Consider the following 23,902-nt stretch of genomic DNA (forward strand, 5'->3'; position numbering starts at 1 on the left):
ACATCTTCAAATTGGGCTTCAACGGTCAACATGTCCGCAGGCATTTGAAAAGGTAGTAAAGCAGAAGGTTCTGCAGCTCCGGTTATGATTTCCATCAAGGCTTGATCTTGTACGCCCATGTGAACAAGTATGGCAGAAATACTACCTTCTATCTCAGAAAATACCATGGGCTTGGAGACCTTTATAGATACAATTACAGGTTTATCTACCATTTTTGTTTTCGTGTCGTTTACTAGTTGCATGTCTGTCATATTAATGGTCGTCACTGATTTACCCTTATAGCTTCTATTGGTAAAATCTTCCAATGGACTGCCACCTGCTATACTTACTTCCCTAGCCGTATTTGCTGTGTAGGGACTATACTGTAAATTGATCGGAATATAGCCATTGCCGCCATTTTCTAAATCGGCATCATCATAACCAACACCACCATTTGGACTTTCAATGCCTACTAAAGCAAAATCTGCCTCCTCTGGTGAATCTACCACATCAAAATACTTAGCGACTATTTCCATATTAAAAGCGTCTATCGTTTTGGGTTCTGTAGTTATGCCCCACCAGTTGGTTGTTGGTGCAATATAGCGTTGTGGTACGTAAACCTTTTGTTTGGTTTTCATCGGTAGGCTTTTGTTGCTGTTCTTTAGCATTACAATCGACTTTAATTGCGCATCGAACCCAGCTTTCATAAACTCACTATTACCCACGATTGCTTTTGTTTCCTCAACGTCTAAATATGGATTTTCAAAAAGTCCTACCCTAAAAATGTTGGTCAATAATCGAACCGCAGATTCTTCAAAGCGAGCACGCATGACCTCTTCGCCTAGTTCCGCAACCCCTAGTTCATAAGCATCCAGAACTGGGCCCATATCATTATTACCACCAAATTGGTCCATGCCAGCATCAATGGCCTTGTAATGACGCTCTGCAACTGTTAGGCCTTCTACACCAAACGGTTTTCCTTCAAACTTAGAAACAGAAGTAATATCTCTTGTAATGCCCCAATCTGTGCATAATACGCCATCGTAACCATAGGTGCCTCTTAAAACATCCGTAATCAAATACTTGTTGTAACCGTTTGCTACATTCTCTCCTTCTCCTGTAGAAATGGTGTAATACGGCATTACAGCAGAAGCCATTTTTGTAGGTCCATCTAACTTAAAAGCACCTGCTGTAAATGGTTTCATATGGTCCTTGATATTTTTACCAGGATATACGGCATACGCACCATAACCAAAATGACCATCTCGTCCTCCTTCTTCCGGACCACCGCCAGGCCAATGTTTCACCATAGCGTTAACACTCCCCATTCCCCAATCACCACCATCGGTAGATTGAAAACCATCTACGTAGGCTTTAGCCAAATCGGCAGCCAAATCCGGGTCTTCGCCCATGGTGCCGTCAAAACGACTCCAGCGTGGTTCAGTGGCCAAATCTATCTGAGGAGATAAAGCCGTAGCAATACCCAAAGCTCTATATTCCTTTGAGGCAATTTCACCAAATCGTTTCATTAACGCTGGGTCAAAAGAAGCAGCGATACCCAAAGTACCAGGCCACATGGAAATATCTCCACCGGCTCCGGCATTAAATTCCGCATAGGAATCGCTACCATGTCGTGGGTCTGAACTTGTATTTACTGGAATTCCCAAATACAGACCTTCCGCAAAAGCTTGGGCATTGTTGTTCCATTGTGCTGAAATTGCAGGAGTCTCTACTGAAGTAATCAATACGTGACGTAGATGGTCATCGGATAAGAATTTCTTCTGCTCGTCTGATAGGTCGCTAGCGACTGCCCCACTTTCTGCAAATGATTTGCCACCGTAAGTTGATGAGCCAAAACCGCGGCTCCTGCCCGGTAATGATTGATGCGAACTGTACAACATCAATCCCGCTATATCTTCAAGGCTCATTTGTTTTGCTAAATCTACAGCACGTTCATTTACGGGTAAACGCCAATCTTCGTAGGCATCCAGGCTTCCATTCTTGTTTAAGTCTTTAAAAGCATATCTGTCTACTTGCAATAGTTTCACTCCCGAATCAGGGTTGTATCCCAGTGTTTTTCCGCCTTCATTTTTTACGAGCGTAAAATTTCCTTTGTCTTCCTCTGTAAACTTTGGGCTGCAAGCCATAGACAATATAACGGCAGCATAACAAAATGCAATCAGTGTTTTGTTTTGTAATTTCATCTTTTTGTTTTAATCGTATTTTCTAATTATTACCTACCAGCTCAAACAATTCTTTATCTAATTGAGGTTTTACCTCGCAGGTGTTATCTAAATGCATGGTAGCTGTATTTGAACTATTGTAGGCAGGCCATGTAGGCAATCCGGAATGATTGGGATCTCCATTTTTGGCAAAATTGATCCAGGCCATACTAACCTTATCCGCTAATTCATGAGCAGCTTGTCCACCACCGGTCATATTTTTACCCCGCTCTATATTGTCGAAAACGAAGGGCAATTCCATACAGTGTAAGGATTTATATTTCCCATCCCAAACTGGTGACTGCCAGGTAAAAAGATACATATATACCGGAGCACCATCCTGAATCTTCGATTTTTCGTTTGCCTGAACAACGGCTCCCGGTCGGAACATGGTATCCACATCAAGCAGGTCTTTTGGGTCACTATCTTCAGGATAGGCTTTTTTTACGGCCTGGATATATGCATCGGCTTTATCTTTGTATTGCTCCTTAATATGTTCCATTATTTCTTGTTCAGAAGCTTTGACAAAACGCATATTGGCAAAAGGAGCAAATTCATTTTTTGTGGTGCCTAACAATAACGGAATATCTTTGGAAAGCATAAAAGCTTCCTCAGAAAAAAGCTGATAAGGGAGGTCTTCACCATCACGACTGGGACCCCAATTGAGGCCAAAGCCCATAACAGGTTTTCCTTCTGCTTTCATCTTTTCTTCTATCTTTTTCAGGGCTTTGGTTCCTGCTGCGCTTAAAACCTCAAAAGGAATTTTCTGCAGACTATCTACCTGACTTTCATTTAACCCTAGAATGGAAAGCACCTCTGCGGCAATTTCCTGAGTTTGGTCTTTTTCGAGCATAGCGGTACGGAATGACCCACTTTGGTTGATCGCTTTGTGAAAAAGCCCTTTCGCTTGCGGCATAGCCATGAGAGTATTTACTTTGGCTCCCCCACCAGACTGTCCAAATATAGTTACGTTATCAGGATCTCCTCCAAAATTTTCAATATTGGTTTTGACCCATTTGAGTGCGGCTACCATGTCAATAATACTATTATTGGCAGAATGCTTGTATTTTTCCCCATAGGCAGAGAGATCTAAAAATCCCAGAATATTCAGGCGGTGATTAATAGAAACCACTACAACGTCTCCTTTTTTACTCAGGTTTTCACCATCAGTTGATGGTAATTCCTGACTGGAACCAGCGGTGAAGCCGCCACCATGTATCCAGAACAGTACAGGTCTTTTTTTACCATCATCAATACTTGGGGTCCAAATATTAATTCGGAGGCAATCTTCATTGGTATACCCCCAATCATGATCAAAAACAAATTCGGGTTCATCTCTCACCTGAGTTGTGGGTGTCATTAATGGCGCAACAGGGCCATACATCGTTGAACTTCTGACTCCTTCCCAGGAATCGGCATTTGTTGGAGCCGTAAAGCGTTCTGCCTTGGCATAAGGGATTCCCTTGTAGATAAAAGTGCCATTATGGATGTATCCTCGTACTTTTCCAGATTCTGTATTAGTGACTGCAATTTGCTCACCGGTAATCACTTCCTGGGCGGAAAGAGTAATCGTCACCAATAACAAGGCCAGCATTGATAGTTGAAGTTTTGTTTTATTCATTTTTATATGTTTAGTGTTGCCGTTATGGATTGTGTTATTTAAAACCAATTTTCTTAATCCCTTTATGGCTTATTTTGATGGCTTCAATTGGTTGCAGGCCATCAAAGGTCATGTCCTGTTCAACCATATAATACTTCATGCCTGAAACCTCTTTCATGGCCAGAATACGGGCAAAATCAATTTTTCCTTTACCAACCGGTGCAAACCTGCCTTGCTCATCCATGTCTTTGACATGCCAGATCTTAAAACGACCGGGGTATTTATCAAAATAGGCCAGCGGATCAGCACCTGCCTTTGTAACCCAGAAAAGATCCATTTGAAAATTAACAATTTCAGGATCCGTATTTTCCAATAGGTAGTCTATCGGAACAACACCATCTTCGTTTTTCATGAATTCAAAATCATGGTTGTGATATAAAAGCTTCAGGCCGGCCTGTTGTGCTTTTTTTCCTAAATCGGACAAAATATTTGCCAAATTCTCTACTCCTCCCGTCATACCCATAGTCCTGTTTTCCGGATTGAATTTAAAGAGTCCCATAGGGGGGACAGGAATCACAAAATATTCAAATCCTGCCGCTTTGACGTCCGCCATCATGGCATCGGCATTTTCCAGGGTCACTGTTCCCTGATGGGTGCTAATAGGTGTAAGGTCTAAATCGGCCAAGACCAATTTAAATTCTTCGGGTGACATGTTATAAAACTTACCATCAGCATAACCGGCAGCCTCGATGTTTTTATATCCTGCTTCGGCAACTGCTTTCAAAGTGGCTTTTGCATCTTCTCCCATGGCATCACGTACGGTATAAAGTGCCAGTCCCCCCATTCGTTCCTGGGCAGAGGAGATAATGCCACTGAATAGTAAAACGGATGCTAGAATTGCTTTTATGATTAAATTCAGTCTTAAATTTTTCATTGTATTTATTTATGGATTAGTTCTTTGTCTTCTTTCTGTCTTTCACTATTGCTAACTTTAAAGCTATATAGGTAAGGTGCCTTATGGGCTTTGCCCTGGAACAATTTTTCATGCCGTTCCAAAATATTCTTTCCTAATAGTCGCCGTTGAAAGGTGGTTCGCCTTAATTTTTCACCTAAAATGCACTCATATACCTGTTGTAGCTGTTTCATAGTGAATTTTGGAGGTAATAGATTCATGCCTACCAATTTTCTTTCCAGATTATCTCTGAGTACTTGCAACGCCTTTTCCACAATTTTCCGATGGTCCATCATTAAGGGCGGAAGTTCATCAATTGCGTACCAATTTATACTGTCAGAAAGCTCATCGGGTTTGGGTTCAACTTCATCATAATTGATTAGTGCATAATAGGCTACTGAAATAAAACGATCGAACATCCAATAGTCATCTTTCAGTTCAAAATCATTTTCCTTTAAAATCTTTCTCATTATTTCAGGTTGGGATCGTGAAAGCGAACCAAACGTATGAAACTGCTCTAAATAAATATGATCCAATCCTGTTCGTTCTTTTAGACCTCTTTTAACTGCATCATCCAAATTCTCACCACGCTTTACGAACCCCCCCGGCAGAGCAAAAAATTCAGTATTATGATATTCCAGGATAAGTATTTTTAATTGTGTCCCATTGAATCCAAAGATAACTGAATCATAAGCCAAATGAGGTATATAATCCTTACTGTCAAGTAGTTTCTTTTTATTATTCCTTGTCAAGAACTGAATTTTACCCAAATAAATAACAAAAATCCAAGAAAAAAAAGTATTATTGTAACAAAATGAGACAATAATAAAACTTTAACACTTTAACATATGAAAGCAGGCATTATTTTTTCGCTGATAATGATTCTTTACAGCTCCACAGGAATAGCTCAGAATACCAATGCTTTTCCGGTTCGGGTTACGGTAGAAAACGGAGTTATTGAAGGGAATTATGATACCCATACTGGTATTCAGACCTATTTTGGCGTGCCCTTTGCCAAGCCACCAATTGGTGATTTACGCTGGAAGGCTCCACAGCCACTTGATAATTGGGAGGGGGTAAAGCATACTAAGGCATTTGGACCTCGTCCTATGCAGACATTGGTATTTGGTGATATGAAGTCCCGGTCTAATGGTGTTAGTGAGGATTGTCTTTACCTGAATATTTGGACTCCTGCAGACCGTAATACCAAAGAACTTCCTGTTTTGGTCTACTTTTTTGGTGGAGGAAATGTTGCTGGTGATGCCTCAGAATATCGTTATGATGGAGAGGCAATGGCCAAGAAAGGTATTGTTGTAGTCACTACCAATTACCGATTAAATATTTTTGGATTCCTTGCACACCCGGATTTGAGCGCCGAAGCCCCTTATGGAGCATCAGGAAACTATGGATTGCTCGATCAGAATGCGGCTTTGCAATGGGTACACAAAAACATTGCTGCTTTCGGAGGGAATCCAGAGAAAATTACCATTGCCGGAGAATCAGCCGGTAGCATTGGGGTTAGTCAGCAAATGGCCTCCCCTCTTTCCAGGAATTTGATTGCCGGTGCAATAGGGGAGAGTGGAGCCGGAATAAAACCTACCATGGCTCCGGTGCCATTAGAGGTAGCAGAAAATATAGGATTAGAATTTGCAAAACAAGCAGGTTATCCCAGTCTGTCCGAATTAAGAAAGCTTAGTACGAGAGAGGTGTATGAGATTTACAATGAATCTAAAAGATTCGGTTTCCCGGCAGTAATAGATGGCTATTTTTTATCCGGTACCCTGCCTGAAATTTTTGAAAATAAACAACAGGCAATGGTCCCACTATTATTAGGTTGGAATTCTGCAGAAATTCCGGGGATGGCCTTTATGGAGGGACAACCTTATACTGAAGAAAATTTTATAGGCAAGGTGAAGCAAACATATCCGGAAAGTCATGATGAAGTTTTATCACTTTATCCCCATGCCTCGGTAAAGGAAATAGAGAGATCTGCAACGGACCTGGCTTCAGACCGCTTTATTGCTTATAGTACCTGGAAATGGTTCGATATGCACAGAAAAAACAGTGATCAATCTGTTTACCGGTATCTGTATAGCAAGTTACGTCCCCCGTTGAAGGATAAGTCCTTTATTTCCGGTTTAGCCGGAGGTACTGTCAAAAAAGATTCTGGAACCCCGGATATGCCGGCAGCCATAGGAGCCCCTCATGCCTGTGAGATAGAATACTGTATGGGGAACTTACATTTGGTGGATGACTATGCATGGACAGAAGATGATTTTAAAGTTTCAGAAACCATGCAGGACTATTTTGCTAATTTCATAAAGACAGGAAACCCGAATGGGGAAAATTTGCCAAATTGGCCGTCTGTAGAAGCTGAGGACCCTGCACCCCCGGTAATGATTCTCAATACTGAAAGTAAGGCCAAAAAGGCAAGCAATGATGCCCGTTACAAATTTTTAGATGCGGACTATGGCAATTAACTATTTTAATAGCTGTTATTGATAGTAACAGGTAAGCGGAATACCGAATTATTTCAGGTTTTTATTAAAAAAATCAATAGTTCGTTTCCAGGCTAATTCAGCTGCTGTTTTGTCATAACGTGGTGTAGTTGTATTGTGAAAACCATGATTTACGTCCGGATAGGTATAAGCAACATATTCTTTGTTATTTGCTTTTAACGCCTTTTCATAAGCCGGCCAGCCTTCATTGACCCTTTTATCCAATCCTGCAAATTGAAGCATCAAAGGGGCATTAATTTTATCAATATCTTCTTTGGGTTGACCGCCGTAAAAAGGCACTGCCGCTTTAAGGTCGGAAACCTTGACGGCCATCATATTTGATATCCATCCACCAAAACAGAAACCAACTACTCCTATGTTACCACTACATTCTTTATGGTTCTTTAAATAAGCAAATGCCGCAATAAAATCTTCCAGCATTTCATTTCTATCTCGCTGGCGCTGTAATGCCCGGCCTTCATCATCATTTCCGGGATATCCCCCAAGGGGAGTTAAGGCATCGGGTGCAAGGGTGATAAACCCTTCCAAAGCGGCCTGTTTCGCCGTATCTTCAATATAAGGGTTCAGACCCCTGTTTTCATGAACAACTACTATACCCGGTAATTTGTCTTTGGCCTTTGCAGGTTTAGAAAGTAAACCCTTAATTGGGCCACCTCCTTTTGGAGATTCATAGGTGATATATTCTGAAACAAGCCTGGGATCGTTGGTTGGGACCAACATGGTATCCTTGTAGTTAGGCATCAGAAAGCTCATAAGTGAAGGTATGGTAATACCCCCAACAGCATACATAGATAGTCTTTCTATAAACTCTCGTCTTTGCAATTTGTTATGTGCGTAGGCATCATACAAATCAAAAACTTCCTGTTTTATGTCTTTTTTATTAAGTGGTTTCATAATCGAATCATATTAACTTAATTAGTAGTCGTTTCTGTCTTTTGAATTTTTTCTTCAGCTCTGTTATCCCGTCTATATTGCTTTCGTAATAATCTACCCTCTTTTTGCAATATTTTGTATTCACTAAGTGAATCCCTCTCTTTAAAATATTTTCTTTCCGATAAATGAAGCTTATATTTAGTTTTGTTTTTTTTGCTGGTTTTCGCCTCAATATAAATCTTTTTACCGGCTTCAATATATTCTTTTTTCCCCGGAATATTGGTGATATCCCTACTTTTAAAATTAGAAAGGGGAATTGCCGTCCATAGGTTGGTTGGAACATCTCCATAGCCCAAATGCCCTGAAACGAAAAAATCAAAGGCCGTGGACTGAATTTCCATCAAGGGAAATTCAACCGTATTATCAGAAAGATACAAGACATTTTCAATTGGAGCAAACCGTATATCTTCAAATCTTTTTTTCTTAAAAAGGATATTGGCAACCTTAATAATCGGTTCAAAACCTGACAGTTGCATTTCCTTCAGATCAAAGCCTATAGTACCTTTTAAAGAATTTGATACTATTCCGGTACTATCATTAAACATGCCTTCAATCCTTGTGTCTATGCTCACTTCTCCTGCAATTTTATCTGCTTCCTTTACAGAAGGGGTATTAAAATAATCAAAAGAGATAAGCAATTTCTCCAAATCGATTTTATCCGTTTTAACACCAAAGGAAAAATCCGTTTCATAGGGATCAGAAATGTCTAGATGTGCATCCAAATTAACATGGCCGTTGTAAAAATCAAAGTTGGTATTTTCAAGATAAAGCAGATTTTCATTTTCAAAATAAAAACCAGTATTGAAATTATTAATGATCAGTTTATGAAAAATAAATTCATCGATATTAATGGATAATTCCGGCTGATACTTATTATAAAAGTCCTTAACCACGGTTTTTAATGCCAGATTCTTTGTCGGTTTTTTTTCTATTTTATTTTTTTCTGAATGTTCAAAAAGATCTAAAAAGTCACTAAACGTAACTTTTTTTGAATAGACATTGAGTTTTGAACTCATTCGTTCATTATTTCCACTTAATTCGGGGACAATAGATGTAATATTTTTTAATTCCCCGGAGAGTTTAATCATATCTCCGGATGGGAGGTCTATATTCATAACCTTGAGATTAGCGTCATCATTTTCAACATCTATTTCCAGCACACTAAATGGGACAAGGACCTTACTAGGGTTATGAAGTATAGCGCTATTCTCAATTTTAAACATTACTTGGGAAGAGGATATCAATTCATTCATTTTTTCAATATCACCTGAAACCTTTGCGCTAATATCTATTTTACCTCCCTGAAGTAAAAAGGTGTCATAGTTTAGTATTTCATTTAATTGAAATGGGTCGCCGTAGGCTTTTAAATCAATATCTATATTTGTACCTGCAGTTTCTGATATATCCAATAGGGCGGAAAATTCTACATTACTTTTTTTATCGTAATCAAAACCACTTTCTTTCAGGACAAGACTTTTGTGCCCGTCGAAATATAAACCTGTGGAAAAATTCTCCAGGACTAAAATATCTTTGAATTCAAACCTATCGATAGTTACGTCTAACTTAGGGTTAAATTTTGTATAAATTCCCCTCAGCGTTTCTTTAATGCGTTTATTGATGGTTGCCTCCGTGTCCTTGTTTTCTTTATTGTTCTTTTTATGAAAAATAGTTACAAAATCGTCCCATTCTAATTTATTGGAATGAAGATTAATGAAGGTATTTACCTGCTCTTTTTTGGAAGGTGAGAGAAACGAGCTAAAATTCTCCAATCTCCCGCTAAAATTTAGTTTATCGGAGGTCCCAACACCAATTTCCAGGGTGTTAAGGATCGCCAAATTGTTCTTTATTTGTACATCAAATAAATCAATGGGTACGGTAAGGTCAATTGGCTCGTAGATCACATTGCTATTAGCCAATCTTAAGTTCCCATTTAATGCATTTATAAACCCATCTATTCGGAGTACGTCCCCATATACTTGCCCTTGCAGATTAAATTCACCTCCTTTGAAAAAGAAGGTATCACTATCAAACAGATCGTTTAGTATTTCGGGGGTGCCTGTTGCGTCAACTTCTGCATCTATTAAAATTTGTTCAGGTTTTTCAAAACCAAAAGAGGCATTCACTTTCACAGCTCCTTCCCTGATTTCAAAAGCTGTATTTTCTAAATGAAGATGATTAATATCACTAAAGGACAAATCTGAAGTAAAATTGGTCAGCTCAAAGGATTTATATCCAAATTCCTTAATATCCACAATAACTGAGGGGTCAAATTTCAAATAGATCCTTCGCGCCAAGTCTCTTATTTTACGTCCAGGTGCTCCTGCTTTTACTTTAGGCCCTGTATTGGTATCCTCAAAAAATTTAAGAAAATCTTCCCATTTCAACCTCGAGGAAACCAGTTGCAAACTTGTAGTTGCTTGGTACTCCGTTTCTTTTGATAAAAGTGAAGAAAATGGGTAAGTTTTTCCATATATATGAAGCTCATCCGACGAACCCAATGGAAGTTTCAAAACCTCCAACACACCTCTATCCTCTTTTAGGTTGATATTTAGTTGTTTGACAGGGATTGTAAGCTTGTCTTTACTGTCAAAAATTTCTGTATTATTAACTTTTAATGAAATATTTGATCGTGTTAACAGATCCGCAGCGGATGTGACGTCTCCTTTTAAATTGGCAATTAAGTTATATTGCCCTCTCTGAAGGGTAAAAATAGGCTCATTTGTAAGTGAAATTAAATTCTCAGGAACGCCATCTGCTTTCAGAAAACCCTGAATAAGTGCTTTATTTTCCGGGGTACTGGTCAATATGCCATTGCTTACCTCAAATTTGGTCTCCTTGTAATTCCCAGTGACCGAATTGAAGATTAGTTTTATATTTCTTTTGTCTTCAGTTTTGGCGCGTTCATCATCATAAATTCTATTGGTAAAATTTCCGGTGAATGATAAATTATCCAAATCAAAGCGATCAACTATTAGCGCAGAATTATCTGTACTATTAAATTCTACATGAACCAAAGGGTTAGAAAAAGGCGCGAAACTCCCCTGAAGAGTGGCATTAATGGGGAACGGCTCATAAATCTTATACTTGTTAAGTTTTACCTGAATATGATCGGATAAAAGACTTACAGTAGGAGCATATTCGGTTTCTTTATTTGAAATCTCAAATAAAAAACTTCCGCTTTGTGAAGTGTTAAAATCGGCAATTATCTTAAATACTTGATCATTTATGGTGAGGTCAAATGAAGGGATATGGATTTTGTTGTTAGTCAGGTCTATTTCGGGATACATTGTCCCTTCAATCTTTGAATCTTTGAGATACCTCCCTTTTTGAAGATTAAACCCTAATTGGGTTATATTAGCGTCCAGATCCATCGAAGATGATATGCTATCCGGACCAATAAGGAAGTTAGATGAAATCTCATTTATTTTAAATTTAAACCCTTTATGACGCGGAATATTTTGTATATCGAAAGTAAGATTTTCAATATCAAAGGTCATATTATAGGGTTTGAAGGACTCGGTAACTTTACTTTCTTGGGGCAGTGAGTCTTTCTTTGCCATCAAGGCTGCCAGATCTTCTTTGAAAACGACAGACTTATAAATTGCATTTTCTATTCGAACAGATTTTACCTGAATCTTATTTTTTATTAAACTCTTAACAGACAGATTTAAATAAACATCCCCAGCTTCAAAACGATTGACTTTTGATTCCGATGAGTCCAAAAGAACCATATTTTCGACATAGAATGCCGGGTTGGTAAAATTACCCCAACTCCTCAAGGTTACATTGTCAAAACTCACCGTACCATTGTGTTTTTCTGAGATGGTATCTACAATGAAGTTGACTACTTCTTCCTTATGGGAACTAACATAAAAATAGATAGCCAGAAGTAATAACCCCAGTATAAGTGTAAAACCAACAAGAATTTTAAATGCTCTTTTAAGCATGATATGGCTACCTTAAATTTCGAAGAAGTCTATAAAAGACAGAGTTTAAAATTAGGTAATTTTGGTTTGACATCCAGATTATTTCTAATTTAAATAAGCTTATTTTCCTGGCATACGATCGCTTGTTAAACCTGGGATAAAATACTTAAACCCGAATAGTTCATAAGGTATTTAAATTCACTTTACGAACAACTTGTCGATGACTTTTTCAGGTTTTTTTATTTAACTCTAACGTAAAAGCCGTTATGCGCAGTGTTGATACAGTTATCTTTGGGGATTAGTTTTCTTCGATTTTATACAGTATTGATAAGGATTTCTGCCAGGGGACTCTTTTTGCAACTTTGGCAGCCGCTCGAAAATTCCACTTGAAAGCATTTTTTTTTGAAACCTGCTTCTATCCAGTTTCTCTCCCAGGATAGTTTGGTGTAATTGATGAAGTTCCGGCATAGTGAATTTATCAGGCAGCAGATTATAAGTTAGGTGTTCTTGCTGTATATCCTCCTTAAGTCTGTTTCTTGCCGCAGTGAGGATAGAACTGTGATCCATCCACATCGGGGGTAAATTGTCAAAACTAAACCATGAAGATTGCTCATCTAAATTCCCGATAACAGGTTTTATAGCATCAATTTCAACCAGAGAGTAGTAGGTTAAGGTTACAAAGCGATTGTTAACCCAGGAGTCTTCTTGCCATTCTAAATGTTTTTTTTTCAAATATGCCACAAATTCTTCTTTAAATTGGCGATCCTTATCTCCGAAAACAGACATGAATTTAAGATGTTGATTATCCAGGCCGGTACGTTCTTTTAAAATTCTTTTTGCAGCATGTTTAACAGATTCGTCAATTTTAATGTAACCGCCGGGTAACAACCATTTGTTATCTATTTTTAGCAAAAGGCACTTTAAATCTCTTTGCCTGTATCCAATAATTACCAGGTCTATTGAGAGATTGGGCAGAAAGAATTTATCACCTTCAGAATATATTTTAAATAGATCCATCACACAAAAATAAACATTTGTGTCAATCCGACACATATAATTGATTATATTTGAGGCGTTTAGTCACAATTAAATTGAATGGAATGAAAAAATGGATCAAAAAGGGATTTAAAATCCTGTTGGTGTTGGTAATCTTAATCGCAATTGTGGGATTAGGAGGTTGGTTTTATATTAAGTCCAAAGTCCTTGATTTTGAAGGTGAATATGTTGAAAATACGGACCTGAAGGAAATGAATATACAAGGATTTACCTTTTTGGATCGTAACGGAAATGGAAAACTTGATATCTATGAAGACGACAGACGATCTACTGATGAACGGGTGGCAGACCTTTTGGAAAAAATGACTATTGAGGAGAAGATTCATCTACTTAAAGGGTCCGGGATCGGTTCTGCGATGGGAAGGAACAAACCAAACGAAGGAATCCCGGGGGCGGCTGGTGTGATAGTGCCGACACCCAGATTGGGTATCCCCACCATTTATTTATCTGATGGACCTGCAGGACTGAGAATAGAACCTACCCGAAAAAATGATGATAAGACCTATTTCGCAACAGCCTTTCCCATAGCCACATTATTGGCTTCTACCTGGAATACAGATTTGGTTGAATCTGTAGGGGAGGCAATGGGCAAAGAGGCTTTAGAATATGGAGTAGATGTAATCCTGGGCCCGGGGGTCAATATTCAGCGGCACCCCTTTACCGGCAGGAATTTTGAATATTTTTCGGAAGATCCGTTGCTTACTGGTTTCCTTGGTGCTGCAATGGTTAACGGTATAGAATCTAATGGAGTAGGTACCTCAGTAAAGCATTATGTTGCTAATAATCAGGAAACAAAACGAAATAACAATGACGTCATAGTATCGGACCGTGCAATGAGAGAAATATATTTAAAAGGCTTTGAGATTATCGTAAAAAATTCACAACCCTGGACCATAATGTCATCATACAATAAAATAAACGGCACCTATACTTCAGAAAGCAAAGAACTACTAACAAATATTCTCAGAGATGAATGGGGATTCCAAGGTGTTGTAATGACCGATTGGTTTGGAGGCAATGATGCAGCAGCTCAAATAAAGGCAGGTAACGATCTGCTCGAACCAGGAACAAAATTTCAATGGGATGCCCTGATTAAGGCGCATGAGTCCGGAGAATTGACTGCCGGGGAAATTGACACATCCGTCAGGCGCATTCTTGAATTGGTTCTGGAATCTAGAAAAATGGAAAACTATTCCTTTAGTAATGAGCCCAATCTAAAATTGCATGCAAAAATTACAAAGGAATCGGCATCTGAAGGAATGGTACTGCTAAAAAATAAGAATGCACTGCCTCTCAAAACCGGGATAAATGTAGCCCTGATTGGTGTAACGTCGTATGATTTTATTGCCGGGGGAACTGGTTCCGGGGATGTTAATGAAGCATATACTATTTCTTTGGAAGAAGGTTTAGTTAATAGTGGGTTTAAAATCAATACAACTGCAAAAGACATTTATGAAGCTCATAAGCAAGCTAACAAAGAAGAATTTATAAAGCCGGAAGGATTGGATGCTATGTTAGAGCCATATACTCCCCCGGAAATAAATTACACCTCCGATCAAATGGCCGAAATAGCAAAAGCATCCGATGTCGCAATTATAACAATCGGAAGGAATAGTGGTGAAGGAGGCGATAGGGTCGAGGCGGATGATTTTCTGTTAACCGATATAGAAAACGAAATACTTAAAAAGACAATAAAAGAGTTTCATCAGGAAGGCAAAAAAGTTATCGTTGTCCTCAATATTGGTGGAGTTATTGAAACCTCATCATGGAAAGATCAGCCGGATGCCATTTTACTTGCCTGGCAGGGAGGACAGGAAGGTGGAAATTCTGTAGCCAGTATATTGAGTGGTGAAGTTAATCCCAGTGCCAAACTCCCGATGACTTTTCCCATAAATGTGAGCGATCATGCATCGCATGGAAATTTTCCACTGGATGGGAAACCCATGAGTATATCTGATTTTTTCTCAAGTGGTAAAGAAGTGGCTGAAGAAGACAAAATACGCAATGAAGACTTTACCATTTATGAAGAAGGTATTTATGTAGGCTACAGGCATTTCGACAAGGAGAATATAGAGGTTTCTTATCCTTTTGGATACGGTCTTTCGTATTCCGCTTTTGAATATGATAATATGGAATTGACTATAGAGAACGATACCATTGATGTTGCTTTGACTTTAAAGAACCTGGGGCCACAATCTGGTAAAGAAGTTGTTCAGATCTATGTGGCAATGCCCGCTAAAGATATTGATCGTCCAGATAAGGAATTAAAAGGCTTTGCCAAGACGCAAAATTTGGTTCAGGAACAGGTAGAGGATATTTTGATCAGAATTCCTGTTTCAGATTTGAGCTATTGGGATGAAAACAATGCGGTTTGGGCTTTAGAAAAGGGTATTTATGAAATACAGGTTGGATCATCGTCAAGGGATATCAGGCTATCAGGAGAAATAACACTATAGGTTAAAAAGTCTTTTAATCTAAATCCTCTGTCATTGTGCCAAGATTTATTTTTTCAGCTTTGGTGAATCTTATTTCTCGCACGAATTCCATCTTTTTCCATAAATAGGTATTTCCTTTGAGTCCGTTTGTTATTTTCATTCTGCGATTCAGTCGCTTTATTTCCTTTGCTGTGGCTTTTCTTTTTGCACCTAGTTCACCATAAAGTTTTATAGCCGGATGCTCCAAAAATTTATTTCGAAACAGGGCTTTAATCCAAAACACACGTCCGCTGTTTACCCCCAGAAGGCACACTTTAGGGTTATTTTTAGCACTTTCAGGTAATTTTGCAGGGAATTTTTCAAAATAAAATCCGGTCTGATTGTCGTTAAGGAACAACGAACCGATTGGTGTAACTGTTGGATTATTGTCGGGAAGTATAGATGCAATCGAAACATAAAAATTTGAACTAAAACTCTTATTAAAGTGCTTTCTTATTTTAGTCCAATCGGTTTTTAGGTCCATTGCGTCTTATTTAAATATACATGCCATAGTACTGCTATTTAGTGGCATGCTTTACAAAAAACCATGCCGTTGAGCAAAATGAAGCCAGGTGGCACCAATCATTAAATGTAAGAAAACTTCTTTTTCCGTGCTTGATACGGTGCGCATGATAGCCGACCTTGTTTTTCTGTTTTTTTAGCGGGTCTTCTGTGGATTCAATTTCCGTTGGTCAATCCATTCTCCCATAGCTTTGGGTGACATGATTTCAGGGTTGCCCAAATCTTTATCCTCGGCGTCCAAAAGTTCTTCAGGCAAATGATTAATCAATAACTCCAGGTCATGATGACTACCTATTTTCTCCATAACAATTTTGGCCATTTCCTCATTATGTGGAATTTTTCTTGCGCGTACAGCTTTTACCAATCCTTTCAACAAGGTCTCCCAGGTGGTCATAGGCCCTTGCACAATAGAAGCAGATTCAGCAAAGGAATCAATAAAGGCAAAAGGAACCTTTGCAAATTTTTCCTTCAAGGCTATGACACAGGCAATCCAGTCAGAATCGAAAGAGAAATCGTAAACAGATGGATCCTTGAGTATTTCTGTTAATACGTCTTTGTGATATAGTTTAAAAGCGGCCTGGGAATCTCGGATTCCTCTCGAGAAGATACTTTCTCCGATCATTCGCTGCATGTGCCTCAGCGCTTTAATTCCAATTCCCCAGCGATTTTCTTGTTTAACCAAAACAGCATTCGGATCTTTTCTGTTTCCCAAAACCACCTTATATCCTTTTTCCAAATGAGGCCTGAGGAGCAAACCGGTTTGACCCAGGTGTACAGAATTATCAGCATCTGTGTAAATGATTAAATCTGCGCCATCCTGCATCGCTTTCTCACAACCTAAAAGAATGGCACCACCTTTACGGGAATCATCTGCGGAAGCCAAATTTTTTAAAGGAGGCTTATTGGAAGGCAGGGCCTTTTCCAGAAACAGGACCTCTGTTTGATTGGCATATTCGGACTTTTTACGAATAGCTTCTGCTATATCTCCGCTTCCATTGGGACAACCATCATCCACCGCATACAATTTCCAGCTAATACCAGACCCTTTAAAAAGCCAGCTAAGTTGATCTATTTTAACATTCAATAAATCTTCTCCATTCGGATTGTTCTCACTTTTCATCTGAAGCCTGTTTTGTTCGCCCCACATGGCAAACACGACCCCTATTTTCAATTGATGGTGGCAAGATTCAATATATTTTTTGGAATCGATAATTTTGGCTGCTATTCGAAATGACAGCGGTGAATCAGTAGTATTACCTAAGGTATTAATTTCCTCAATTGAAAAGCTATTAATACGGCTTACGAGTGCATAGAGATATGCCTGGTCTGATGCTGAAGTTAAATCAAAACTCTGTTTACTCTGTTCGCAAATTTGAATTAAAGAAGGATTCATTTATTTTTTAAGCTAGGGAATTTCAAAGGTAAGTATAAAGGGTATCAGAATGAGTTTTATACAATGCTGAATGGTGATTTGATTCTATAGATAATTTAGTTTTTTGTATTTAAAGAAATGAGCTTTCCACCTAACCATGCCATGGGAATGTATGCCAGTACCAGGTCCGTAACAACAAACCAGGTAGGAGCTGGTAACATATAACTGGCAAGAATTCCTCCAATTAGAAAGATAGCTCCTACTCCCAGGGCGCATCTCATTTTATGATCTGCCGCGATAAGACCGGCAATGGAGGCACCTATCAATGTTCCAAGTGCATGGGCTAAAAAAGGAAAAATGAAATATTTATAATCCAAAGTAGGCATAACCGAAGCCAAAGCTTCCATATCATTTGGATCAATATTCTCAATAGGGAAAATACTGTGTCCCAAATTCACCAGGGCTAAATTGATGATGCTACCTACAAGCCATCCTGCAATTATTGCCAGAATGTATCTTAAAATTGGTTTCATAACTCTTTGAATTTATGTTGTTCTAATTGGTCTGCACGTACTCAAAATGTATTTCATTTCCTTTGGGCTTTGTCATAAGCCGTTTTATCTATTTGATACCAAATAGCGTCCTCACTACCTTCTTCATAAGGGGCATGTTTATAAAATTTCATGCCAGCTTTTTGCATTACTTTAATTGAGGCCTTGTGTTCCGGAATAGCTATAGCGACTATCTTTTCCAGCCCCAGTTCATTAAATCCATACTCCAAAATCGCTTTGGATGCTTCTGTAGCAAATCCTTTACCCCAGAATTCTTTTTTGAACCTGTAACCAAGATCAACTTCATCAAATTCTGGTAAATATGTTAATCCGGCCCAACCAATAAATTCATTTGTTGCCTTTATGATCACCGCCAATCTTCCAAACCCAACTTCGTTATAGTCTTTTATTCTTCCTGCTATCGACTTTACTATCTCTTCCATGGATTCCAAGACAGGTTCGCCTGTATACTTTTGAACCTCAGGATCAGAATGCAATTCAAATAGTTCCTCCTGGTCCTCCAAGGTGATTTTCCTTAACCATAATCTTTCCGTTTCTATCAAGGTATTCTGTTTATCGTCAATTGAACTTACGGAGACATTATTTAACTTCCGGCAAATGGCGTTCCAAAAATTCCAACGGCAAGTTCCGCCCAAAGGAGTAGAAAAGCTATCATAATAATGACTATGGCAACAATTCTATTATTGTGTTTCTTTATTTTTTGTAATAGAAATTCAATCAACAGGCCAAATCCGAAAAGTAGTATTCCGGCGATTATAAAGTCTGATAGCGACCAGTTTACTTCATGGGTAAATTGCATTGCCAATAAAGGAATAAGCAATATTGATGTCGCAATCCCAAGGATTATTTGTAGTCGTTTATTCCCTAAAGTCATGATCGTGAATATTGTAAAATACTTTGTGTAAACTTTTATATATCAATCATGTTTTCCAAGCAGGGTACCATGATATTCTTCCAAGTGCAAGGCATACAAGTAGCCCCATTTTAATTTGCCAAGAATCCAAAGACGGCATTCATTCAGTTATTCCAAATTTGGGCATTATTTGTGGTCGTCGTTGTTAATTTACTTATTAAAAATACGATTAATATTTCGATATATAATAAAATGGGATGCTCCATTCGTTATTGTCATTGGTCTCTTCATATTTCTTCTTCACATTTCATCTATTCACGGCCGTATTAAAGGCAATTTGTTTCTGAATAGTTTATGAAAATGAGAGCATCGACGAGCTGTTGAATTTAATATCCATTAATTCAAAGTTAATCCTGTATGTTAGGAAAGACATTTCCACACCCTCGAGCTTATTAAATAGTAATATTAACTGGATTTAAGAAAAATGATGTATTTCAGGGTTAATATAGCACAGAAAATTGAAAATATCCTTGTTTTCTATGCTTCATTGGGTTTGGAATTTTGTATTGTATTTTTAAAAATTGCAATTATGAACGAAATAGTATATTATCCAACCATGTTTCATACGAACCCTTTCTCATTTACCGGGCTTGAGTTATGGGAGCGTACAGCTAATGAAGGCAGAAAATTGACCCTGGTAAACAAAAGGGCAAAAGAGCTTGGAATCTCAAAAATGAAGCTTAATGTATCAAAATTCTCGGTCCTTGATGACCAGGGACAAGAACATGTGCAGACCGGATTTCCAAATAAGGTAGAATTCAATTCTAAGGGAATTGACACGGAGTTTTATGTTAGGAACCAGACCAATCTTGTCCTTGAACCCGGGCATTATACAACGTTTAGGTTCTATTTGGGGAAAACAGATAACCTTTTTGTTTATAATGACAGGAGCCGGGATACGAACAGGCACATGAAATACCTTGATTTTGAGATAAGGAATGGTTTCATATCTGAAGAAAAACGGGAACATCGGGTGCTCATGCAATTCGATTTTGAGCCCTTTAGCCTGAAAAGTTACTTCAGATCCTTGAAAAACGTTTTCAGGGAGTCTAAGTCGTATAAGGCTCAATTTGTAAATGGTTAGGTAAATTAGCACATCATATTAATAGTAAAAAAAAGGCGCCGATCTAGGTGCCTTTTCTTTTGCTACGAGGAACCTCATTGCTTTGCCATAGTAGTTACGGCGGGGCAAGGCCGGGGCGCTGGCCTTCAATCTGGCTTAGGTCAGTTCGTTGCGCTCCTCTGACCCAACGATCCCATACTGCAAATGCAAAATCTTTTTATTTAAAGGAAATATTGGAATTTGTTCCTTCGACTGAATGGTGTAACTCCTTTTTGCACAGTTCTCTTCTTATTTTCCATTATCATAGTCCAACATTTTACCATTGGCCTGGGGATAGCACAAATGCTTATAGCTTATAAAATGTAAGCTAAGCTGTTTGTAATAATCCGGCCTGACCTATATCATTGGCATCCTCCACCCTGCTTCATAGTTTTGTTCTGTACTTTAAAAGAAATTAATTTAATATATGCAGATCATGAAAAATATATTTTTATTCCTGATAGTTGGTTTTTTTCTTCAGATGCCGGCTGTGTCTGAAGCACAAATATTGGGGAAGCTAAAAAAGAAAGCCGAAAAGCAAGTCGAAAAAGCACTGGAAGGAGAAGCAGAAGAACCTGAAACAGAAGAAAAACAAACCAAAAAAGATGTACAGGATTCTTTAAAAATAAAAAATGACCAGGTTGCAAGGCCCTGGTCCAAATATGATTTTGTTCCGGGTGAAACCGTACTTTTTGAAGACAATTTAGAAGGTGAGCAAAATGGTGAGTTTCCCTCACAGTGGGATTTAATCGATGGCTATGTTGAAAATGCCTTGTTTTCAGGTGAAAATGTGATTCGATTTCCTATCGAAAATTCCGGGGCCACCATTAAACCGCTGATGAAAAAGGAAGGCGACTACCTTCCGGAGAAATTCACAATTGAATTTGACATGTATTTGTCCAGCAGGACAAGCAAGTACAGGGTTTTCTTATGGGATAAAGGAAAATCGAATAGACGGCCAGATGGGTTACATGCTATAGAAGTGGGTTATGATCAGGAAGCCTCTTATCAAGGAGGTAAAATGCAGCGGAAATTACCGGAAGCATCACAAAAACCTTATCCGCACTGGCGTCATGTGTCTATTTCGTTCAATAAAAGAGCACTCAAAATATATATAGATCAGGACCGACTTGTCATGATCCCAAATGTAACGGGCAATCCTACTGCCTTAAGTATTCAAGCGAGCACCTACGATTTTGGTCAGACCGGGGATTATCCTACTATGATAAGAAATATACGGATAGCCGAGGGAGCGGTTAAACTATATGATCGTTTTATAACTGATGGGAAAATTGTTACCAATGGAATTAAATTTGATTCGGGAAAAGCTACTTTAAAACTTGAGTCAATGGGTGTTATTAATGAAATTGTGAAACTCATGAAGGAACATCCGGAAATATATTTCAGTGTTGAAGGACACACAGATAGTGATGGTGATGCACAGTTCAACATAGATTTATCTGAGCAGCGGGCTAATACCGTAATAAATGAATTAGTTGCCCGTGGAATAGATGGTAAAAGGATGGTTGCAAAAGGATTTGGAGAAGATGTACCGATTGCAGACAATACTTCACCCGAAGGTAAAGCAAATAACAGAAGGGTAGAATTTGTGAAAATGGACGCTCCTAAAATCTAACAAAGCATCTGTATACAGAAGGTGTAGCTTTTCTATAAAAAAACCCGCCAAACAGGTGGGTTTTGTTCTTTTTAGTGATCTGGCCGGTGTTAGGTCACCAAGTTTGACTTTTCCATCTATTGCATTCTTTTTTGATTTAATTTGAATGTGGGAGGTTTAACTTAGATCCTTGGTAAATTAATACCGGCTTTCGGACATAATAACAACCTGTTCGTCCTTAAATTATAAGAACACCTGATAAATGCCATATCTTAAATACAACTTCCCTATTCTAATAGTGTAACTTTAAATTTCTATATATGAAAACTATCAGTCATTATCTGTCAAAAGTACTTTTGGGAGCAAGCATGCTTGCCATGCTTTTGTTCGCCTATTCCTGTAGCCCGGAACCGGATCTGGAGGCTGACAATCTGGAGGCGGTACAGGGCAAATCCAACAAATCCATTGTAAAGACCCTGGTCAAGGGTGCAAACATTAATGCAGCCAATGGGATTGATGTTGGCCCTGATGGCAATCTGTACGTTGCAAGTGTCAGCGGACAGAATATTACCGTAATAAACAAAACCAGCGGAAAGATTATAGAACGGATAACCGGGAATCCTGGCAATGGAGTGGAATCGCCCGACGATGTGGTATGGAATCCGGATGGTACGGCCATATATTGGACGGACCTCATTATCGGTGAAGTCGGCAGGATGGACATGACGACCAGGGCTGTAACAAAGAAATTTATAGCTCCAGGGGTGAACCCAATCCGGTTCTCGGAAGATGGATCAAGGCTTTTTGTAGCCCTGGATTTCCTGGGCGACGGCCTGTATGAATTGGATCCGGTAACCCTGGATATCAAACGGCATATCATTTCATGTCCTTTTGGGTTTGGCCTTGGATTCTTTAACTCCTTTGATACGAGAATGGAGGATGGCAAACTGATGCTTTATGGCCCGTTGTTTGCCTTAAACGCAGTGATCGCCATCGACGTTGATTCTTTTGAACAAACCGGTGATCCGATGACCCCAGAAGCTGTATTCTTTCCAAATTTAGACGAGTTTTTTGAGGCTTTGGGAACTGGTCAAATTCGTATTGTAGCTGGTAGTCTGCAGCCGCCTTCGGACCTGTTCAACCCCGCTGCTACTAAATTTGGCCCGGACGGAATGTTATACGTGCTGGATCAGGCCGGTCAGTTTTTTAAAGTTAACCCAGATGGGACGAATAGAACCCCAATCAGTACGCTGGACCCGGGCCTGGACAACATGAGCTTTGCCGATGATGGCCGCCTGTACATGACCAACAACGACGAAGGTTGGGTGGCCGAAATCCTGCTGCCCAGCGGACAACCCCGGTACCTCAGCCCGGGTGGGATCATACGTCCACAAGGCCTCGTGGCCATGGAAGGGTCCAATAACCAAGAGGTTCTGTATGAAGCAGATCTCTTTAATTTGCGAAAGTTTAATGGTACGAATGGCAAGCAAATAGAACAGTTCAAGGGCTTTTTGATCCCGGAAGGACCTGAATCCCTCATCCTGCCCCAGAATCTTTCGCCGGATGGAGATAACCTGGTGGTTTCATCCTGGTTTAGCGGTGCAGTACAGGTATGGAGCACTCTGGACCAAAGTGTAGAGAATATCTCCTATGGTTTTCCCGATGTTCAAAAGATTCCCATAGATGCAGTCCGCGTTGCCGGAGATATTTACATTTCAGATTTGACTGTAGGCGGGGTAGTCAAGGAAGGCACATCCACTCCTGTGGTTGGATTAGTGGCAAGCGGCTTAGCCTCTGATGGAGATATACTGTATGCTGCAGATTGGGGCTCAGGCAACGGTTCGACAGATGGCAGTATTTATGCAGTTGACATCAGCGCAGGAACTCCTCCTGAAAAGATAGTAGATGGGCTTTCCAATCCTGAAGGCCTGGCATTGGATAGGGAAGGAAGGCTACTGGTGGTGGAAACAGGTACCTCCAGCCTTCTGCGTATCGATGATCTAGGGAATGGCAACAACGTGACCACACTTGCAGAAGGCCTTGAATTCGATCAAGGTAGTTTAGGTGCGGCCGGTCCTCCATCATTTTTCTTTGATGCTGTAGCCGTAGGGCCTTCCGGTGATATTTACGTGACTGGGGGAGGTA

At 39.3% G+C, this 23,902-nt stretch carries 16 protein-coding genes and 1 pseudogene; 5 read left to right on the forward strand and 12 right to left on the reverse strand.

Features of this window, described 5'->3' with window-relative positions; genetic code table 11:
- From Q0X77_RS13100 to Q0X77_RS13115, 4 genes are all read right to left on the reverse strand, one after another.
- The coding region (locus tag Q0X77_RS13100; protein WP_297798079.1) for a glycoside hydrolase family 3 N-terminal domain-containing protein at window positions 1-2,183 on the reverse strand (2,183 nt) is incomplete at its 3' end.
- 22 nt (window positions 2,184-2,205) lie between these two features.
- A complete protein-coding gene (locus tag Q0X77_RS13105; RefSeq protein WP_297798081.1) occupies window positions 2,206-3,822 on the reverse strand; it encodes a carboxylesterase family protein in 1,617 nt (538 codons plus the stop codon).
- 34 nt (window positions 3,823-3,856) lie between these two features.
- A complete protein-coding gene (locus Q0X77_RS13110; protein ID WP_297798083.1) occupies window positions 3,857-4,735 on the reverse strand; it encodes a sugar phosphate isomerase/epimerase in 879 nt (292 codons plus the stop codon).
- A gap of 5 nt (window positions 4,736-4,740) precedes the next feature.
- Window positions 4,741-5,505 (reverse strand): NUDIX domain-containing protein, encoded by a 765-nt coding sequence (locus Q0X77_RS13115; protein WP_297798085.1) that lies wholly within the window; start codon window positions 5,503-5,505, stop codon window positions 4,741-4,743.
- Between the two features lie 96 nt (window positions 5,506-5,601).
- Between Q0X77_RS13115 and Q0X77_RS13120 the strand changes: the two genes are divergently transcribed.
- Window positions 5,602-7,233 carry a carboxylesterase family protein gene (locus tag Q0X77_RS13120; protein WP_297798087.1) on the forward strand — a complete coding sequence of 544 codons (1,632 nt, stop codon included), beginning with the start codon at window positions 5,602-5,604 and terminating at the stop codon, window positions 7,231-7,233.
- A 48-nt stretch (window positions 7,234-7,281) separates the two neighbouring features.
- Here Q0X77_RS13120 and Q0X77_RS13125 read toward each other — a convergent pair whose 3' ends face one another.
- The 3 genes from Q0X77_RS13125 to Q0X77_RS13135 form a co-directional block, all read right to left on the reverse strand.
- Entirely contained in the window at window positions 7,282-8,166 is an 885-nt protein-coding gene (locus Q0X77_RS13125; protein ID WP_297798088.1) for a dienelactone hydrolase family protein, read from the reverse strand.
- Between the two features lie 17 nt (window positions 8,167-8,183).
- Window positions 8,184-12,152, reverse strand: a complete 3,969-nt coding sequence (locus tag Q0X77_RS13130; RefSeq protein ID WP_297798090.1) for a hypothetical protein — start codon at window positions 12,150-12,152, stop codon at window positions 8,184-8,186.
- A gap of 264 nt (window positions 12,153-12,416) precedes the next feature.
- A complete protein-coding gene (locus tag Q0X77_RS13135) occupies window positions 12,417-13,148 on the reverse strand; it encodes an NUDIX domain-containing protein (RefSeq protein ID WP_297798092.1) in 732 nt (243 codons plus the stop codon).
- Between the two features lie 83 nt (window positions 13,149-13,231).
- On the opposite strand from Q0X77_RS13135, the gene Q0X77_RS13140 reads away from it, so the two are divergent.
- On the forward strand, window positions 13,232-15,643 hold the full coding sequence (locus tag Q0X77_RS13140) for a glycoside hydrolase family 3 C-terminal domain-containing protein (protein ID WP_297798094.1): 2,412 nt from the start codon (window positions 13,232-13,234) through the stop codon (window positions 15,641-15,643).
- 13 nt (window positions 15,644-15,656) lie between these two features.
- On the opposite strand, the gene Q0X77_RS13145 is transcribed toward Q0X77_RS13140, so the two are convergent.
- The 5 genes from Q0X77_RS13145 to Q0X77_RS13165 form a co-directional block, all read right to left on the reverse strand.
- Window positions 15,657-16,145: a hypothetical protein gene (locus tag Q0X77_RS13145; RefSeq protein WP_297798096.1), complete on the reverse strand. Its 489-nt coding sequence runs from the start codon at window positions 16,143-16,145 to the stop codon at window positions 15,657-15,659.
- Between the two features lie 174 nt (window positions 16,146-16,319).
- Complete coding sequence (locus Q0X77_RS13150) at window positions 16,320-17,576, reverse strand: glycosyltransferase (RefSeq protein ID WP_297798098.1); 1,257 nt, start codon at window positions 17,574-17,576, stop codon at window positions 16,320-16,322.
- 95 nt (window positions 17,577-17,671) lie between these two features.
- Entirely contained in the window at window positions 17,672-18,088 is a 417-nt protein-coding gene (locus Q0X77_RS13155; RefSeq protein WP_297798100.1) for a hypothetical protein, read from the reverse strand.
- 53 nt (window positions 18,089-18,141) lie between these two features.
- Window positions 18,142-18,669 carry a GNAT family N-acetyltransferase gene (locus Q0X77_RS13160; RefSeq protein WP_297798102.1) on the reverse strand — a complete coding sequence of 176 codons (528 nt, stop codon included), beginning with the start codon at window positions 18,667-18,669 and terminating at the stop codon, window positions 18,142-18,144.
- A 41-nt stretch (window positions 18,670-18,710) separates the two neighbouring features.
- Window positions 18,711-19,001, reverse strand: coding sequence for a hypothetical protein (locus Q0X77_RS13165; RefSeq protein WP_297798104.1), 291 nt, complete (start codon window positions 18,999-19,001; stop codon window positions 18,711-18,713).
- A 568-nt stretch (window positions 19,002-19,569) separates the two neighbouring features.
- On the opposite strand from Q0X77_RS13165, the gene Q0X77_RS13170 reads away from it, so the two are divergent.
- The 3 genes and pseudogenes from Q0X77_RS13170 to Q0X77_RS13180 all read left to right on the forward strand — a co-directional run.
- A complete protein-coding gene (locus Q0X77_RS13170; RefSeq protein WP_297798106.1) occupies window positions 19,570-20,124 on the forward strand; it encodes a hypothetical protein in 555 nt (184 codons plus the stop codon).
- Window positions 20,125-20,578: 454 nt separating this feature from the next.
- Window positions 20,579-21,778, forward strand: a complete 1,200-nt coding sequence (locus Q0X77_RS13175; RefSeq protein ID WP_297798108.1) for an OmpA family protein — start codon at window positions 20,579-20,581, stop codon at window positions 21,776-21,778.
- A gap of 299 nt (window positions 21,779-22,077) precedes the next feature.
- Window positions 22,078-23,902, forward strand: a pseudogene (locus Q0X77_RS13180) (hypothetical protein); the annotation flags it as partial.

Origin of the sequence: uncultured Eudoraea sp. (genome assembly GCF_947258925.1) — a bacterium.
Classification (GTDB): domain Bacteria; phylum Bacteroidota; class Bacteroidia; order Flavobacteriales; family Flavobacteriaceae; genus Eudoraea.